This window comes from Streptomyces sp. 63XJN7_1_ISO-PGPR-S23-121 (assembly GCF_056173025.1).
The window spans coordinates 1,454,592-1,471,407 of record NZ_CM149653.1 but is presented as its reverse complement, the minus strand read 5'-3'; the positions used below and the strand labels follow the sequence as shown (position 1 = coordinate 1,471,407).

Below are 16,816 nucleotides of genomic sequence, written 5' to 3'. Positions count from 1 at the left end.
GTGCCCGCGGGCCGCGAAGCCCGCGGGCACCAATGCCTTCACCTGCCTTCCGGGGCTACTTCTTGGTCGTGCCGATGTTGAGGTAGTCGTACTGACCGCTGAAGGCCGCCGTGGACACCAGGTTGGTGAAGTTGGACGGGCGGTACAGCAGGACCTTGAAGTAGGTCAGCGGGACCATGGTGGCCAGGTCCATCGCACGCTTGTCGATCTGGCCGTACAGCGCGTTGCGCTCGCTGTCGCTCTCGGTGGCGATGGCCTTCTCGAGCGTCTCGTTGATCTGCTTGTCGTTGATGTACGACAGGTTGGTGTTGCCCGAGGCGCCGATGGCGTCACCGTGCAGGATCTGCTGGAGGAAGCCGTAGCCGGACGGCCAGTCGGCACCCCACTGCATCATGTGCAGGCCGATGTTCTGCTTCTTGTCGAACGTCGGCACACCCGCGTAGTCGGTGAAGTACTTGCCCGACGGGTACTGCTTCAGGCTGGCGTTGATGCCGACCTTCTTCAGCGAGGCGATGATGGCGGTGGCCGCGTCGATCTCCTGCGGGCGGTCGCTGCGCGCCGAGATGTTGGTGTTGATGCTGGTCTTGCCGCAGGCCTTCAGCTGCTCCTTGGCCTTGGCGACGTCGCCCTTGTTGCCGTCCGTCGCGTAGGTGTCGGCCTTCGCGTAGCCGGTGATGTCCGGCGGGAGGACGGTGGTGGCGATCTCACCGCGGATCGGGCCGCCGAGGGCGGTCTGCACGGAGACCTTGTCGACGGCGTACTCGACGGCCTTGCGGCACTCGACCTTGTCGAACGGCGCGACCTGCGAGTTGATCGCCATGTAGACCAGGCGGCCACCGTAGGTGTTGTCGGTGCTGGCCTTCAGGGCGGTGTCGTTGACGACCTTCGCCTGCGTCGCGGCCTGGACACCGGTGCCGCCGAGGTCGATCGCGGTGCCGGCCTGGACGTCCTGGTCGATCGTCTCGGCGTTGACCTTGAGCTTGACGACGATCTTGTCCGGGTACTGCTTGCGCAGCGGGTCCGTCTTCGGGTCCCAGTTCTCGTTGCGGACGAGGACGGCCTGCTTGCCCTCCTCGTAGCTCTCGAACTTGTACGAGCCCGAGGACACGATGCTCTTGACGTAGTCGACGCCCTTGTCCTTGGACTTGGGCACCGGAGCCGTCTGCGGCGTGGCGACCAGGTAGTCGAACTCCTGGAAGGACCGGTTGAGGTGGAAGACGATCGTGGTGTCGTCCGGCGTCTCGATGGACTTCAGGCCCTCGGGGCTCTTGTCCTTGTACGGGCCCTTGTACTTGTCGCCGTCCTTCATGAACTGCTGGAAGTAGTTCGGACCGAGCGAGAGCACGTCACGCGCGAAGTTGGAGCGCTCGACCGCGTACTTGACGTCCTTCGCGGTGATCGGGGTGCCGTCCTGGTACTTCAGGCCCGGGCGCAGCTTGTACGTCCAGGTCTTGCCGCCCTCGCTCGGCACGCCCTTGCTCGCGGCGAGGTCCGGGACCAGGGTGTTGCCCTTCTCGCCCGCGCCGGGCTGGAAGGTCATCAGCGGGCGGGCGTACAGCCGGCTGAGGTTGTACATGTACGCGTAGTACGTGTTGCCGGGGTCGAAGGAGTCCGGCACGTCCGAGTACTCGTACGTGACCGTCCCACCCTTCTGGGTAGAGGCGTTGACGACACCCTTGGTCGCAGCGTTGGCCTCAGCCGACTTCTTACCGTTGTTGTCCGAGTTGTCATCGGCCTTGCTGCAAGCCGAAAGCAGCAAACTCGCACTGCCGATGGCCGCGACCGCGGCCAGCGCTGACCTTCGCATGATGGTCTGCTTCCCCTCCATTGTTGGCAAAATCTTTGGGACTCTCGCGGCAGTCGCCGGTCAGCGGCTGCGCGGGTCGAGAGCGTCACGGAGACCGTCGCCGAGCAGATTGAACGCCAGGACGGTCACGAAGATGGCGAGACCAGGAACGATCATGAACTGGGGGTCGACCTGGTAGAAGGAGACCGCCTGGTTGATCATGCCGCCCCACGAGGCCTGCGGGGGCTGGATGCCGACGCCGAGGAAGCTCAGGGACGCCTCGAAGATGATGTTGGTCGGGATGAGCAGCGTCGAGTAGACGATGATCGGGCCCACGAGGTTCGGCAGCAGTTCCCGGAAGAGGATGTAGGGGCCCTTGGCGCCCATCCCCCGGGAGGCGTCGACGAACTCCCGTTCACGCAGGGCCAGCGTCTGGCCGCGGACGATGCGTCCCAGATAGGGCCAGTTGAAGAAGCCGATGACGAAGACCAGCACCATGATGTGCAGCGGCAGGCCCTCCAGTCCGAAGGCGCCGCCCTGCAGGGTCGCCGAGATGGCGATCGCGAACAGCAGGAGGGGGAAGGCCAGGAAGGTGTCCATCAGCCGGCTGATGATCGTGTCGACGCGTCCGCCGTAGTAGCCGGCCACCACGCCGAGGACCGCGCCGATGGTGTTGGACAGGATCGTGGCGCCGAAGGCGACGACCAGCGAGACCCAGGAGCCCTCGAGGATGCGGGTGGCGATGTCCCGGCCGAACTTCGGCTCCACACCGAGCGGGTGGTCCCAGCTCATGCCGCCGAAGTCACCCTTGGGCAGCGAGGTGTTGGGGTCGATCAGGTCCTGGTTGAGGGCGTTGGGGTCCAGGCCGAGGATCGCCTGGATGGGGCGGGAGAGGATCGCGAGGAGGATCAGCAGGATCACGACGACCCCGCCGGCCATGGCGACCTTGTCCTTCTTGAAACGGGACCAGGCGATCTGCCCCAGGGAACGGCCCTCGATCTGCCCCTTATCGGCACCGGCGAGGACAGCCTCGGGCTGTGCCTCGGCTTGCGCCCCGGTGGTCTCGATCGGTGCGGTCACAGTGACCCGACCCCTCTCGCCGGTGGTGACCGGCCTACACCCGCCGTGGATTACGGCTTTGTCGACTTGCTCTCGAGCACGGGATCGAACGATCCGGTGCCTGTCTCGGGAGTCTTCAGCGTCGTCACGATCACCCGCCAGGCCTGACCGGGAAAGTATGCGCAACCGTGATGCACTGCTAGGGATTCCGTTATCCGAACAGTGGGTAACGGCCTTCGGACGAAGGACAGTTGGGACAGAACGGCGAAATCGCCGACCTTCGCGACCTTCCGTCGTCGTCTACGCGCGAAGATATGTGTTCGTGACGTGAAGAGCACGGAGCGTCGCCGGCACCGGCGGGCGCGACCCGATGCTCCGTCAGAAGGTCCCGCGAGCGGGAGGGTAGCCGTACCCGGCGCCGGGCGCCTGGGCGGGGGCCGCGTGGGCCTCGCGGTCGTAGAAGGGGCGGGCGTTGACGCGCAGCCACATGGCGACCGGGTCGTGCGCGTCGGTCATCGCGACCGTCGACACCGGCAGTCCCTCCGGTACCGCGGCGACGGACTGCCGCATCATCGCGCGCACGGCGTCCACGGCCGGCGGCGACGTGTCGTAGACGTCGAGGCCGATGGCGAGATAGGGGGCGCCCAGCGACGGCTGCACCCAGGCGCGGCGCAGCGCGCGCACCGCCGGGGTGCGGTGGGCGTTCTGCGCGAGCAGGGCGTAGAACTGCGGGATCTCGATGGCCGGTTCGGACAGGCGCAGCGGCCCGGCGGGCTGGCGGTCGAGACCGGAGGCGATGCGGCGCAGATCGAGCCAGGGGATGCCGACCCCGCCGCCGGGGGCGTGCGGGTTGAGCCAGAGGCCGAAGTGGTCCGGGTAGAGGGCGCGGGCCACCTCCAGACCGTCGACCACCTCGTACGACCGGTTCCAGCCGCTGGCGGAGAGCTCCTGGGCGGAGGTGACGCAGGGCGCGTAGCCGAACCCGTCGACCTCCATGCTCCCGTACTGGGCGTCCGGGGAGCCGGCCTGACCGTGCCACAGCAGCATCCAGACCTGGCCGGAGGCGGGGGCGGCGAGCGCGCGGAGCAGGGCCTCGTAGGCGTCGTAGCGTCCGGGCGTCACCTGGCGCAGCATGTGCTCGACCTGCCCGGTCGCGGCGGTACCGCTCGCGCTCACCTTTTACCGACCCTTCGAGAATCGTCCCCTGTTGTGACACCAGCTTAGGGCTCCGCCGGCGGCGGCGGTTCGGAGCGCGGGGCTCGCCGTCCGCCGGCGGGTGCGGGTGCGTCCCGGCCTGTCGCGCTCCCACGGCGGCGCCGCCCGGGTCACGGCCCCGCGCCCCGACGGGGCGCTCCCCCCGCGGGCGTTCACAAGGCCTGGTCGTAGAAGGGGCGTACGTGCGCCCGCATCCAGTCGCAGACCGGGTCCTGGGCCGCCTCCAGGAGGACCAGGTTGACCGGCCACGCGACCGGGACCGCGCCGAGGGCGCGGCCGAGGGCGTCGAGGGGGAGCGCCTGGGCGTCGCCCTCCCAGTGGGAGAGTTCCACGCCGACGAACATCACCGGGTCGGCGGTCTCGACGGCGGCCAGGCAGCGGCGGGCGGTCCGGACGACGCCGGTGGCGGCGAACTCGGCGGAGGCCGCGGCCAGGAAGTCCACCGGGTCGTCCTGCCAGTCGGGTTCGAAGAGGCGGACCCGGCCGCCGGACGCGGGCCCGTCCAGCGGGGTGCGTCCGGCCCGGCACAGCTCGGCCACGGCGGCCGGCGGCAGCGGGACGCCGACGACGCCGTCCGGGTTCACGGCGATACCGACCTGCGGGGGCAGGCCGCGGGCGAACTCGACGGCGGGGGCGACGGTGTACGCCATGTGGGGGCCTGCGACCAGGCGGAGCTGCTCCTCGGAGCTGAACACCGGCACATGGGCCTGGCCTTCGATCTCCACCGTGGGCAGGTCGAGGGGACCGCTGTCCGGGCCGCCGCCGTTCGGCAGCGGGACCCAGACGAAGCTGCGGCCGAGCACCTCCGTGATCCGGCCGCCGGCGCCCGGCACGCCGAGGGAGGCCGACAGCACCTCCTCCAGCTCGTTGCCGGGCCATCCGCCGTGCGGGTGGGGATGCGGCCGCGCCGGGAACTCCGGTGAGAGGTCCGCCGGGAAGTCCGCTGGGAAGTCCATCTGCCTACCGCCTGCCTGGGTACCGCTGCTGTGGCTGAAAAGGCTAACCCGTTCGGCCCCACCGGCCCACGGTGCGTCACCTCAGCCGGTGAAGGCGATCCGGTGCAGCGTGTCCGCCGCCGCCCGGTCGAGGAGGACCGCCGAGGCGCACCCGGCGGGCAGGGTGGCCCCGGTCACGGCGGCCAGCAGGCGCCGGGTGGCCGCGCGGTGCCGCAGGAACGCGTACCGCGACACGCCCCGGCCCCGCTCGCGCTGGCCGGCCAGGGCGTCGTCGGCGCCGACGTCGAGGACCAGCAGGTGCAGGGTGCCGCCGCGACGGCGCGCCTCGCGGGCCAGCCAGCCGCGCACCCAGGCCTGCGTGCCGCAGTCGTGCACGACGACGCCCTCGCCGGAGCGCAGGGCGCGGCGCAGCCCGGCGTAGTGGGCGAGGCGGACGAGGGGCCGGTAGAGGGCGTACGGGAGGAGGCGCGGCATGCGGCGGTCCCAGTGGTCCCGGGTGTCCTGCGAGTCGATGCGCAGGCCGCGCACCGTGCGCCGCATGAGGGTGGACTTGCCGCTGCCGGGCAGGCCGGTGATCACCACCACGTCCCGGGGCCCGAAGAGCAGGGCGTGCGGGCTGCGGCCGTCGCGGTCGCGCAGATCGCGGACGACGGGTGCGGCGGGTGCGGCGGGTGCGGCGGGTGCGGCGCATGCCGCCCCGGCCGGGGTGGGCCGCTTCGGCAGCGCGATGCCCGAGGTCGTTGCGTACGCCGTGGTCCTGTTCACCGTGATCGTCCTCCCCTGGGGCGGTTCACGAGTTCCCGTCCCCGTCGAGTGTAAAGAGAAGGTAATGCGGCGGTCTCGCGTTTTCGTGCGCTTACTGCCACAAGCCGGTTACAGATCACGGTCTGCCACGAACGGGCCCGGCGTGCAATGATGGCGGCGCCAACTGCATACCGGCCGTTTGAATCCGCGCGGGAGAGTCCCCGGCCTTCGCCGGGGCGCCGAAGGAGCAAGTCCCTCCCTTGAATCTCTCAGGCCCCGTTACCGCGCGGGCGAGGCACATCTGAAAAGCGGGCCGCCGACCGACGGCTGCCCCACCCAAGGTGCAAGTCCTGATCGCCGCACTCCGGTGGTCATGGCGAACCTCTCAGGTTCCGATGACAGATGGGGAGGACCGCCCTCGCCCGTCCAGTCCTGTCCTGGGAGACGAACGACCGATGAGCAGTACCGAACTGCGCCGTACCGCGCTCGATGCCACGCATCGCGCGCTGGGCGCGACGATGACCGACTTCGCCGGCTGGGACATGCCCCTGCGCTACGGCTCCGAGCGCGACGAGCACGTGGCGGTGCGCACCCGGGCCGGGCTCTTCGACCTCTCCCACATGGGTGAGATCACGGTCACCGGCCCGCAGGCCGCCGACCTGCTGAACCACGCGCTGGTCGGGAACATCGGCACCGTGAAGCCGGGCCGGGCCCGCTACACCATGATCTGCCGCGAGGACGGCGGCATCCTGGACGACCTGATCGTCTACCGCCTGGGCGAGTCCGAGGCCGCGCCCCGCGAGTACCTGGTCGTCGCCAACGCCTCCAACGCCCAGGTGGTGCTGGACGCGCTCACCGAGCGGGCGGCCGGCTTCGACGCCGAGGTCCGCGACGACCGCGACGCCTACGCGCTGCTGGCCGTGCAGGGGCCCGAGTCCCCGGGCATCCTGGCCTCGCTCACCGACGCCGACCTGGACGGCCTGAAGTACTACGCGGGCCTGCCGGGCACGGTCGCCGGCGTGCCGGCGCTCATCGCGCGCACCGGTTACACCGGCGAGGACGGCTTCGAGCTGTTCGTGAAGCCGGAGCACGCCGTGGAACTGTGGCAGGCGCTGACCAAGGCGGGCGAGGGCGCCGGGCTGGCCCCGTGCGGCCTGTCCTGCCGGGACACGCTCCGCCTGGAGGCGGGCATGCCGCTGTACGGGCACGAGCTGACGACCGCGCTGACGCCCTTCGACGCCGGCCTCGGCCGGGTGGTGAAGTTCGAGAAGGAGGGCGACTTCGTGGGCCGGGCCGCGCTCCGGGAGGCCGCCTCGCGGGCCGAGACGAACCCGCCCCGCGTCCTGGTCGGCCTGGTCGCCGAGGGCCGCCGGGTCCCGCGCGCCGGGTACGCGGTCGTCGCCGGCGGCGAGGTGGTCGGCGAGGTCACCTCCGGCGCTCCCTCCCCCACGCTGGGCAGGCCGATCGCCATGGCGTACGTCGACGCGGCGCACGCCGCTCCGGGCACCGCCGGCGTCGGCGTGGACATCCGGGGCACCCACGAGCCGTACGAGGTCGTGGCGCTGCCGTTCTACAAGCGCCAGAAGTAGACACCGGGCGGGCGGGGCGCTTCGCCGCCCCCGTGCGTGTCCGGCGCCTCCCATCAGCAGGTTCCGCAGTCCCCCGTCACACCACTCCCCCGCGTACAGGAGAATTCAGGCCATGAGCAACCCCCAGCAGCTGCGTTACAGCAAGGAGCACGAGTGGCTGTCGGCCGCCGACGACGGCGTCTCGACGGTCGGCATCACGGAGCACGCGGCCAACGCGCTCGGTGACGTCGTCTTCGTCCAGCTCCCCGAGGTCGGCGCCACCGTGGCCGCGGGCGAGACCTGCGGCGAACTGGAGTCGACCAAGTCGGTCTCCGATCTGTACTCCCCCGTCTCCGGCGAGGTCACCGAGGTCAACGACGACGTCGTCGGCGACCCGTCGCTGGTGAACTCGGCCCCCTTCGAGGGCGGCTGGCTGTTCAAGGTGCGCGTCAGCGAGGAGCCGGGCGACCTGCTCTCCGCCGACGAGTACACCGAGTTCGCCGGCGCCTGAGGAGACACGGACGCATGTCGCTTCTGAACACCCCCCTGCACGAGCTCGACCCCGACGTCGCCGCCGCCGTCGACGCCGAGCTGGACCGCCAGCAGTCCACCCTCGAGATGATCGCCTCCGAGAACTTCGCGCCGGTCGCGGTCATGGAGGCACAGGGCTCGGTCCTCACCAACAAGTACGCCGAGGGCTACCCGGGCCGCCGCTACTACGGCGGCTGCGAGCACGTCGACGTGGTCGAGCAGATCGCCATCGACCGGGTCAAGGCACTGTTCGGTGCCGAGCACGCCAACGTGCAGCCGCACTCGGGCGCCCAGGCCAACGCGGCGGCGATGTTCGCGCTGCTCAAGCCGGGCGACACGATCATGGGTCTGAACCTCGCCCACGGCGGGCACCTGACCCACGGCATGAAGATCAACTTCTCCGGCAAGCTCTACAACGTCGTCGCCTACCACGTCGGCGACGACGGCCAGGTCGACATGGCCGAGGTGGAGCGCCTCGCCAAGGAGAACCGGCCGAAGCTGATCGTGGCCGGCTGGTCGGCCTACCCGCGGCAGCTCGACTTCGCCGCGTTCCGCGAGGTCGCCGACGAGGTCGGCGCGTACCTGATGGTCGACATGGCGCACTTCGCCGGTCTGGTCGCGGCGGGCCTGCACCCGAACCCGGTGCCGCACGCCCACGTGGTGACCACCACGACCCACAAGACGCTGGGCGGCCCGCGCGGCGGTGTGATCCTCTCCACGGCCGAACTCGCCAAGAAGATCAACTCCGCCGTCTTCCCCGGTCAGCAGGGTGGCCCGCTGGAGCACGTGGTGGCCGCCAAGGCCGTCGCCTTCAAGGTCGCGGCGAGCGACGACTTCAAGGAGCGCCAGCGTCGTACGCTGGAAGGCGCCCGGATCCTGGCCGAGCGCCTGGTGAAGGACGACGCCAAGGCGGCGGGCGTCTCCGTCCTGACCGGCGGCACGGACGTCCACCTGGTCCTGGTCGACCTGCGCGACTCCGAGCTGGACGGCCAGCAGGCCGAGGACCGTCTGCACGAGGTCGGCATCACGGTCAACCGCAACGCCGTCCCGAACGACCCGCGCCCGCCGATGGTGACGTCCGGTCTGCGCATCGGTACGCCGGCCCTGGCGACCCGCGGCTTCACGGCCGGGGACTTCGCCGAGGTGGCGGACGTGATCGCCGAGGCGCTCAAGCCGTCGTACGACGCGGAGGCGCTGAAGGCCCGGGTGAAGGCCCTGGCGGACAAGCACCCGCTGTACCCGGGTCTGAACAAGTAACCGACGGCATCACCCGGGGGCGCCGCGTCCGCCACGAGCGGGCACGGCGCCCCACCCCCTCCGCACCACCCCCGTTATGAGGAGTCCCCGTGGCCATCTCGGTCTTCGACCTGTTCTCGGTCGGCATCGGCCCGTCGAGCTCGCACACGGTCGGCCCGATGCGCGCGGCGCGCATGTTCGCCCTGCGCCTGCGCAACGAGGAACTGCTGGGCTCCGTGTCCTCGGTCCGGGCCGAGCTGTACGGCTCGCTCGGCGCCACCGGCCACGGCCACGGCACGCCCAAGGCGGTGCTGCTCGGCCTGGAGGGCGAGTCCCCGCGCACGGTGGACGTGGAGACCGCGGACGACCGCGTCGAGACGATCAGGACCTCGGGCCGCATCCGCCTCCTCGGCGACCACGAGATCGCCTTCTCCTACGACGACGACATGGTCCTGCACCGCCGCAAGGCCCTCCCCTACCACGCCAACGGCATGACGCTGTGGGCGTACGACGCGGCGGGCGCCGAGGTGCTCTCGAAGACGTACTACTCGGTCGGCGGCGGCTTCGTCGTGGACGAGGACGCGGTGGGCGCGGACCGCATCAAGCTCGACGACACCGTGCTGAAGTACCCCTTCCGCACCGGTGACGAGCTGCTGCGCCTGACCGAGGAGACGGGCCTGTCGATCTCCGCGCTGATGCTGGAGAACGAGCGGGCCTGGCGCGACGAGGACGAGATCCGCGAGGGTCTGCTGGAGATATGGCGCGTGATGCAGGCCTGCGTGGCGCGCGGCATGTCCCGCGAGGGCATCCTGCCCGGCGGCCTGAAGGTCCGCCGCCGCGCCGCGAACACGGCGCGCAAGCTGCGCTCGGAGGGCGACCCGCAGGCCCTGGCCATGGAGTGGATCACGCTCTACGCGATGGCCGTGAACGAGGAGAACGCCGCCGGCGGCCGGGTCGTCACCGCACCGACGAACGGGGCGGCGGGCATCATCCCGGCGGTCCTGCACTACTACATGAACTTCGTCCCCGGCGCCGACGAGGAGGGCGTGGTCCGCTTCCTCCTGGCGGCCGGCGCGATCGGCATGCTCTTCAAGGAGAACGCCTCCATCTCCGGCGCCGAGGTCGGCTGCCAGGGCGAGGTCGGCTCCGCCTGCTCGATGGCGGCGGGCGCGCTCGCCGAGGTGCTGGGCGGCTCCCCGGAGCAGGTCGAGAACGCCGCCGAGATCGGCATGGAGCACAACCTGGGCCTCACCTGCGACCCCGTCGGCGGCCTCGTCCAGATCCCCTGCATCGAGCGCAACGGCATGGCCGCGGTGAAGGCGGTCACGGCGGCCCGGATGGCGATGCGCGGCGACGGCTCGCACAAGGTGTCCCTCGACAAGGTCATCAAGACCATGAAGGAGACGGGCGCCGACATGTCGGTCAAGTACAAGGAGACGGCGCGGGGCGGACTCGCGGTCAACATCATCGAGTGCTGAGGCCCCCGGCCACCCCACCGTCTCCCCCCGGCTCCCGCACATCTGTGAAGGGACGGAGCACGATTCGCTCGCGCCACTTCCGTCGCACCCGCACATGGCGTCGCGCTCGGTTTCGACACGCTGGGCAAGGCCGGTGAGACGGTCATGGGGACGCATACTTCTACGAGAAGGCCGGCGAGTGGGAATCGGGCGACGAGAAGGTCCCCGCCTACAGCCGTACCGAGGTGTGCAAGGTCCTCGCGACCGAGAAGGAATCACCGAGGAAGTACCTCACTCTCGGCTACGGCCCCTCCATCTTCCCGTTCGACTTCCCGTTCGCCGAGGACAGGAGCGTCTACGACTCGGTGTCCGTGGTGCCGGTCAACTCGGACGTCGAGCTGGTGACCCGCAAGAACGACAAGTCGGTCGACTACTCCGTCTACGTCAAGTGCCGCGTCTCCGGCGCGCCCGCGGAACAGGAGACGGGGATGCCGATCGAGGGGACCATGACCGACACCCTCACCGGTGACACCGACGTCGGCACGCACCTGACCCACCTGCTGCACTCCGCGCGCGTGGTCGTGAAGGAGTTCGACTGCCGGAACAAGCCCTCGGTCCCCACGCGGCTGCCCGCCGGCTGACCGGCACCCGTCTCACATAGTGGCCCGGTCTTTCCGTCAGGCAAGACACCTGGAATGGTTGCAACGCACACACATGTTCCACGCGTGAAAGACCGAGCCATGCCCGCACCAGCCACCACCGCAGCCGAGGCACCCGTCAATCCGCGGTCACGTGTCCTCATCGCCAGCCTCATCGGCACGACGATCGAGTTCTACGACTTCTACATCTACGCGACCGCCGCCGTTCTGGTCTTCCCGTCGCTCTTCTTCCCGAACAGCGACCCGACCACCGCGCTGCTGTCCTCCTTCGCCGTCTTCGGCGCCGCGATGGTCGCCCGCCCCATCGGAGCCGTCTTCTTCGGGCACCTCGGTGACCGGCTCGGCCGCAAGAAGACCCTGGTGGTCTCGCTCCTCACCATGGGCATCGCCACCTTCCTCATCGGCGCGCTGCCCACCTACGCGCAGGCCGGCTGGGTCGCCACCGCGCTGCTCGTGCTGATGCGGCTCGCGCAGGGCTTCGCGCTCGGCGGCGAGTGGAGCGGCGCCGCCCTGGTCGCGACCGAGAACGCCCCCCGCGGCAAGCGCGCCCTGTACGGCACCTTCCCGCAGCTCGGCGCCCCGCTCGGCTTCATCATCGGCAACGGCCTGTTCCTGATCATCGGAGCACTGCTGCCGTCCACGGCCGGCGCCGACCCCACCCAGCCCTCCGAGGCCTTCGCGAGCTGGGGCTGGCGCATCCCGTTCCTGTTCTCCGCCGTCATGGTCGCGATCGGGCTCTGGGTGCGGTCGCGGCTGGTGGAGTCGGCGGTGTTCGCCAAGACGCGCGAGGCCGGCAAGGTGCGCAAACTGCCGCTGGCCACCGTGGTCCAGGGCCACTGGAGGCAGCTCGTCCTGGGCACCTTCATCATGCTGGCGACGTACGTGCTCTTCTACCTGATGACCACGTTCTCACTGAGCTACGGCCGCACCGCCAAGGACGCCGCCGTCCCCGGCCTGGGGTACAGCTACACCACGTTCGTCCTGATGATGATCTTCGGCGTGCTGTTCTTCGCCGTGTTCACCCTGGTCTCCGGCCCGCTCGCCGACAAGTACGGGCGGCGCACCACCCTGATCTGGATCACCGCCGCGATCGTGGTCTTCGGCCTGGTCTGGGTGCCCCTGATCGGCCTCGGCACGCTCGGCGTGGTCCTGTGGCTCGTGCTCGGCTTCACGCTGATGGGCATGACGTTCGGCCCGATGGGCGCGCTGCTGCCCGAGCTGTTCCCGACGAGCGTGCGCTACACCGGCTCCGGCATCTCCTACAACGTCAGTTCGATCCTCGGCGCGGCCGTCGCGCCGTTCATCGCGGTCGCGCTGTGGGAGACCGGCGACGGCTCGCCGTGGCTGGTCGGCGTCTACCTGTCCGCGATGGCGGTGCTGACGCTGACCGCACTGCTCATCGGCAAGGAGACCAAGGACGTCTCCCTGGAGGACGGCGAGACCGCCGCCGCCGACGACACCGCCCCGGCGGTCCCGGCCGCCTCCTCCGCCTCCTGATCCGACCGGCGCGCACCGGCACCGTACGCCGAGCATCCGCACGCCCGGCGTACGGCCGCCGATCCCGGGCATAACAACAACCTCCGCCACCGGGGCACCACAGCCCCAACGGCATCCGAGGGAGTCCTCATGCTGCGCGGGATCGACGTGAGCGCGTACCAGTCGTCCAGCTACGACACGGACGGCCTGTCCTTCGTCTTCGTCAAGGCGACGGAAGGCCGTTCGTACGTGAGTCCCAGACTCGCGGCCCAGACGGACCGGGCACGCGACGCGGGGCTCGTCGTCGGCTTCTACCACTTCCTGTGGCCGGGCAACATCACCGCCCAGGCCGAGTACTTCCTGTCCAAGGCACCGGAGAGGAAGGGCGACATCCTCGCCGTCGACTGGGAGTCGACCGGCGAGGGCACCCACGCGAGCAACGCCGAGAAGGACCGCTTCATCCGCAAGCTGAAGGAACTGCGACCGGACAACCGGGTGATCCTCTATACGAATCGAAGTTACTGGTTGACCGTGGACACCACGTCGTATGCGGGTGATGGCCTGTGGATCGCCGACTACGTCTCGGCGGGCAAGCCGCGCATCCAGGCGAAGTGGCGCTTCCACCAGTACACCGACGACCCGGTCGACACGAACGTCGCGGACTTCGAGAGCAAGGCCACGCTGCAGAAGTGGGCGCAGGGCGCCTGAGCGCCGGTCAGCCCCGGAAGTCCGCGGTGCGCTCCGGGGACGCCTCCGCCAGGGCCTTGGTGACGGCGTCCACACCCGCGCGCAGGCCGTACACCGGGGTGCCGGGCTGCTGGCGCCAGGAGTCGTCGATGCCGCCGGCGTCCACGGTGTCGAAGCCGAGCTCGTCGATCAGGGCCCGGACCTTCGCCTTGGCCGCCCCGTCGTCGCCGGCCACCGGGAGGGCCGTGCGCCCGGGGTCGCCGGCCGGGCGCGGGCGGTCCAGGATGTCCTGGGCGTAGGTGCCGTTGAAGGCCTTGATCACCGGGTGGCCGAGATGGCGTTCGGTCCAGCGGCTCTCGGTGAGGCCGTCGTCCTCGATGCCGGCGATCCGGCCGTCGCGCTGCTGCGGGTAGTAGTTGCCGGTGTCGATGACCGCGACGTCGTCGGCGGCCCCGTCCAGGACCCCGGAGGGCAGGTCGGGAATCGCCTTGAGCGGGATCGTGACGACCACGATCCCGGCGTCGCGCGCCGCCTCCCCGACCGGCACGGGGGTCGCCCCGGTCTCCTCGGCCAGCGCGGTGAGCGTGTGGGGGCCGCGGGAGTTGGCGACGGAGACGTCGTGCCCGAGGGCGGTCAGCCGCCGGGTGAGGTTGCCGCCGATGTTGCCCGCGCCGATGATGCCGATCTTCATGGTCCTGACTCGCCTGGCCTTTCGGAGGTCGTGTCCTGCGGGGCCGGCGCGTCGACCGCGCCGGTGCGCATCAGCAACCTCCCGGCGAAGCGGGCTATTCCGCCGCCGTCCGGCCTTCACTCCTCCGGACGAGCCGGTGAGCGCCCGCGCCGAGTACCGGACGGGCGCCCCGGGGGGGCATCGCCTACTTGTTCAGGTGGGCCCAGAACTCGTCGAACGACAGGACCTTGTCGCCATTGAGGTCGCGGCTGGCGATGACGGCCTCCGCCACCGACTCGGTGACGTTCCAGTCGCCGCCCTGGGCCAGAGCGGCCTTGAACTCCGCGGCGGTGATGAATCCGTCGCCGTCCGTGTCGATCCGCTCGAACTGCTTGCGCGCTTCCTCGATGTCCGCCACCGATCCGCCCCTCTTTCCGTGCTCCGGTCGTGCTCTCGCACACCACTGACGCAGGTCAGATTAGCTTCCCGCCCGGGCCTCCAGTGCGGCGACCACCCACCCGAACTCCTGCTCGTACATCGGCTGGGGCCCGAGGCCGTTGACGACGGCCGACAGTTCGCGGAAACGGCCGACCCGGCTGTTCGTCATCGCGGTCAGGCGTTCCAGCACGGCGGCGGGGTCGGCGTCACCGAGCAGCGGGCGCAGGACGTCGCCGGCCTCGGGCGCCCCGGGCGCGATGCCCCGGCGCAGTGCGTCACCCGCGAGCCGCACGAGACGGCTGACGAACCACAGGGACGTGCCTCCGGGGACGTCCGGCCCCCGGTCGGCCGCGTTGAACTCCACCATCCTGCGCATCAGCGTCCGGAAGCCGGGATCCTGGATCAGCTCGGCCAGCTCCACCCAGGCGTCCACCTGTTCCGGTGTCGGGTCGTCGGGCAGGGTGGCCGCGGTGAAGCGCAGCCGGGTGCGGACGTCGGGGTCCGCCGTGTCGATGCCGTCGAAGAGTTCCGCCATGAAGTCGTCGACGATCCGCTTGCGCTCCGCCGCGGACAGCCGCGCCAGTCTGTTCATCAGGGTCATCTCCTCCGCGGTCGAGCCGCGTCGCGCCACGGTCGACAGCACCGCGCGGGTCACCTTCAGGGAGTCGATCTGTGCGTCCAGCGCGCTGACGTGCGCCGCCGCGACCTGTGCGACCGTCGCCTCGCCGGACAGGATCCGGCGTACGTCGTCGAGGCCGAGGCCCAGTTCGCGCAGGGTGCGGATCAGCTCCAGGCGGGCGGCGGACGCGGCGTCGTAGAGCCGGTAGCCGCCCGCGGAGCGGGCGACCGGGGGCAGCGCGCCCTCGTCGGACCAGTACCGGATGGTGCGTACGGACAGTCCGGTGGTCCGCGCCAGCTCGCCGATGGTCATCAGACCGGTGCCGTCGTCGATCATGTCTGGGAGTCTGGACCTTCCAGTGGGTGGAGACTCAAGGGGGCACGGTGACGGAGAGCCTGCGCGGGATTCTGGACGCTGCGGCGCGGGGTGTCTTCCCCCCGCCGGACGGCGGGACGACGGTGGTCGCGCAGCCCGGTCCCCGGGTCGCCGGTGTCATCGCCTTCACGGCGCACTCGGTCGTCTTCACGGACGAGGACGAGGGGTGGGTGCGCGGGACGCTGGCCTCCCTGGAGTGCGACGCGTTCGCCGCGACGATGCACGCCCGGTTCCTGACGGCCCTCATGGAGCGGACCGGACGGACGACCGACACGGTCGACGTGCTGCTGACCGGTGCGCCGCTCGCGGGGCGTCCCGGGGTCGCGCTGACGGAGGTCGCCGATCCCGGGCATCCGCGGGTGGTCTCGGCGCGGCGGCGGCGCGACGGGGTGCGGGTGTGGGCGGCGGACGGCGGGGTGCTGGTGCTGGGGCGCGGGGTGGCCGGGCGGCTGGAGGTGGCCGTGGAGGTGGCGGAGGAGGCGCGGCACCGGGGGCTGGGGCGGCGGCTGGTGACGGCGGCGCGGCAGCTGGCCGGGGGCGAGCCGGTGTGGGCCCAGGTGTCGCCGGGGAACGCCCGCAGTCTGCGGGCGTTCCAGGCGGCGGGTTACCGGCCGGTGGGCTCGGAGGCGCTGTTCCTGCCGGCCGGGGGGCGGGGGGTCAGTGCCAGGGCTTGTAGTGCGGGTTGCTCTCGCACTCGTTCATGATCTCGGTCCTGGTCCGCTTGTCGACCGGGCAGACGCCGATGACGTACTGGCGCTTGATGCCGCCCGGGAACGCGACCTCGACCTGGTCGGCCCATTTGTGGGTGTCGCCGATGGTCCTGTTGACGTCGATGCCGCCGGGCGCGTCGATGTAGTAGTTGTAGCCGGACTTGTACCAGGTCTTGTACAGGTCGTGGTCGTAGGTCGTCGACACGTACGGCGAGGGCTGGTTGACCAGGACGTACTGCTCGAGGTCGTACTGGCCGTCGCGCACGTCCCTGGCGTGGAAGCCCTCCTCGAAGACGACCTGCGGGCCCCGGCTGTCGCTGCGGTAGAGGGTGCCGCAGGTGGTGCGCCAGACCGGTCGGGGCGTGACGCGGGTGACGTCGACGTCCGGGTCGGCGGCGGCCTCGGTCCTGTCGTGGGACAGGGGGCAGGCGGGGGCGGCCTTCGCGGGTGCCGTCGCCGGGACCGCCGCGCCGGGTTGGGCGGCGGCGGAGGTGGCGAGGACGGCGGAGAGGGCGAGGACGACGGCGGCGGCCCGGCGCCGGGGGCGAGTGGTGGTCATGGGCGTACGATCGCGGCTGCGCGGGAGCGGGCCGCGGATCGTCACTCGATGGTGGCGTGTTGGGCGAATTC

17 protein-coding genes and 2 riboswitches are annotated in these 16,816 nt (G+C 70.7%); of the genes, 8 read left to right on the top strand and 9 right to left on the bottom strand.

The features are described 5' to 3' along the window. Window positions 1–55: 55 nt before the first annotated feature. From AC0VYN_RS06840 to AC0VYN_RS06820, 5 genes are all read right to left on the bottom strand, one after another. Window positions 56–1,807 (bottom strand): ABC transporter substrate-binding protein, encoded by a 1,752-nt coding sequence (locus AC0VYN_RS06840; RefSeq protein WP_475535206.1) that lies wholly within the window; start codon window positions 1,805–1,807, stop codon window positions 56–58. Between the two features lie 60 nt (window positions 1,808–1,867). After that, window positions 1,868–2,866, bottom strand: a complete 999-nt coding sequence (locus AC0VYN_RS06835) for an ABC transporter permease (RefSeq protein ID WP_475535205.1) — start codon at window positions 2,864–2,866, stop codon at window positions 1,868–1,870. A 357-nt stretch (window positions 2,867–3,223) separates the two neighbouring features. After that, window positions 3,224–4,021, bottom strand: coding sequence for an enhanced serine sensitivity protein SseB C-terminal domain-containing protein (locus tag AC0VYN_RS06830; RefSeq protein ID WP_475535204.1), 798 nt, complete (start codon window positions 4,019–4,021; stop codon window positions 3,224–3,226). Between the two features lie 191 nt (window positions 4,022–4,212). Beyond that, on the bottom strand, window positions 4,213–5,016 hold the full coding sequence (locus AC0VYN_RS06825) for an enhanced serine sensitivity protein SseB (RefSeq protein ID WP_475535203.1): 804 nt from the start codon (window positions 5,014–5,016) through the stop codon (window positions 4,213–4,215). Window positions 5,017–5,097: 81 nt separating this feature from the next. After that, on the bottom strand, window positions 5,098–5,781 hold the full coding sequence (locus AC0VYN_RS06820) for an AAA family ATPase (RefSeq protein ID WP_475535202.1): 684 nt from the start codon (window positions 5,779–5,781) through the stop codon (window positions 5,098–5,100). A 179-nt stretch (window positions 5,782–5,960) separates the two neighbouring features. After that, window positions 5,961–6,055, top strand: a riboswitch (glycine riboswitch). After that, window positions 6,056–6,172, top strand: a riboswitch (glycine riboswitch). Window positions 6,173–6,215: 43 nt separating this feature from the next. On the opposite strand from AC0VYN_RS06820, the gene gcvT reads away from it, so the two are divergent. The 7 genes from gcvT to AC0VYN_RS06785 all read left to right on the top strand — a co-directional run bounded on the left by gcvT (window position 6,216) and on the right by AC0VYN_RS06785 (window position 13,395). Further along, window positions 6,216–7,349: a glycine cleavage system aminomethyltransferase GcvT gene (gcvT, locus tag AC0VYN_RS06815; protein WP_475535201.1), complete on the top strand. Its 1,134-nt coding sequence runs from the start codon at window positions 6,216–6,218 to the stop codon at window positions 7,347–7,349. Between the two features lie 112 nt (window positions 7,350–7,461). Further along, on the top strand, window positions 7,462–7,839 hold the full coding sequence (gene gcvH / locus AC0VYN_RS06810; protein ID WP_475535200.1) for a glycine cleavage system protein GcvH: 378 nt from the start codon (window positions 7,462–7,464) through the stop codon (window positions 7,837–7,839). A 14-nt stretch (window positions 7,840–7,853) separates the two neighbouring features. Further along, entirely contained in the window at window positions 7,854–9,116 is a 1,263-nt protein-coding gene (glyA, locus tag AC0VYN_RS06805) for a serine hydroxymethyltransferase (protein WP_475535199.1), read from the top strand. An 89-nt stretch (window positions 9,117–9,205) separates the two neighbouring features. Continuing rightward, a complete protein-coding gene (locus AC0VYN_RS06800) occupies window positions 9,206–10,573 on the top strand; it encodes an L-serine ammonia-lyase (RefSeq protein ID WP_475535198.1) in 1,368 nt (455 codons plus the stop codon). Window positions 10,574–10,797: 224 nt separating this feature from the next. Further along, window positions 10,798–11,193: a hypothetical protein gene (locus AC0VYN_RS06795; RefSeq protein ID WP_475535197.1), complete on the top strand. Its 396-nt coding sequence runs from the start codon at window positions 10,798–10,800 to the stop codon at window positions 11,191–11,193. A gap of 99 nt (window positions 11,194–11,292) precedes the next feature. Continuing rightward, a complete protein-coding gene (locus tag AC0VYN_RS06790) occupies window positions 11,293–12,708 on the top strand; it encodes an MFS transporter (protein WP_475535196.1) in 1,416 nt (471 codons plus the stop codon). Between the two features lie 129 nt (window positions 12,709–12,837). Further along, entirely contained in the window at window positions 12,838–13,395 is a 558-nt protein-coding gene (locus AC0VYN_RS06785; RefSeq protein ID WP_475535195.1) for a glycoside hydrolase family 25 protein, read from the top strand. Between the two features lie 7 nt (window positions 13,396–13,402). Here the strand turns inward: AC0VYN_RS06785 and AC0VYN_RS06780 are convergent, their stop codons facing one another. The 3 genes from AC0VYN_RS06780 to AC0VYN_RS06770 all read right to left on the bottom strand — a co-directional run bounded on the left by AC0VYN_RS06780 (window position 13,403) and on the right by AC0VYN_RS06770 (window position 15,437). Further along, window positions 13,403–14,185: an NADPH-dependent F420 reductase gene (locus AC0VYN_RS06780; RefSeq protein WP_475535194.1), complete on the bottom strand. Its 783-nt coding sequence runs from the start codon at window positions 14,183–14,185 to the stop codon at window positions 13,403–13,405. A gap of 64 nt (window positions 14,186–14,249) precedes the next feature. Continuing rightward, window positions 14,250–14,462, bottom strand: coding sequence for an EF-hand domain-containing protein (locus AC0VYN_RS06775; RefSeq protein ID WP_328671521.1), 213 nt, complete (start codon window positions 14,460–14,462; stop codon window positions 14,250–14,252). Window positions 14,463–14,522: 60 nt separating this feature from the next. After that, entirely contained in the window at window positions 14,523–15,437 is a 915-nt protein-coding gene (locus AC0VYN_RS06770) for a helix-turn-helix domain-containing protein (protein WP_385463322.1), read from the bottom strand. A 47-nt stretch (window positions 15,438–15,484) separates the two neighbouring features. Here AC0VYN_RS06770 and AC0VYN_RS06765 point away from each other — a divergent pair, with 47 nt between their 5' ends. After that, window positions 15,485–16,180, top strand: a complete 696-nt coding sequence (locus AC0VYN_RS06765; protein ID WP_475536824.1) for a GNAT family N-acetyltransferase — start codon at window positions 15,485–15,487, stop codon at window positions 16,178–16,180. On the opposite strand, the gene AC0VYN_RS06760 is transcribed toward AC0VYN_RS06765, so the two are convergent. Next, window positions 16,134–16,745, bottom strand: coding sequence for an ADP-ribosyltransferase (locus tag AC0VYN_RS06760; RefSeq protein WP_475535193.1), 612 nt, complete (start codon window positions 16,743–16,745; stop codon window positions 16,134–16,136). The two genes, AC0VYN_RS06765 and AC0VYN_RS06760, sit on opposite strands and share 47 nt — an antisense overlap. Window positions 16,746–16,816: the final 71 nt, after the last annotated feature.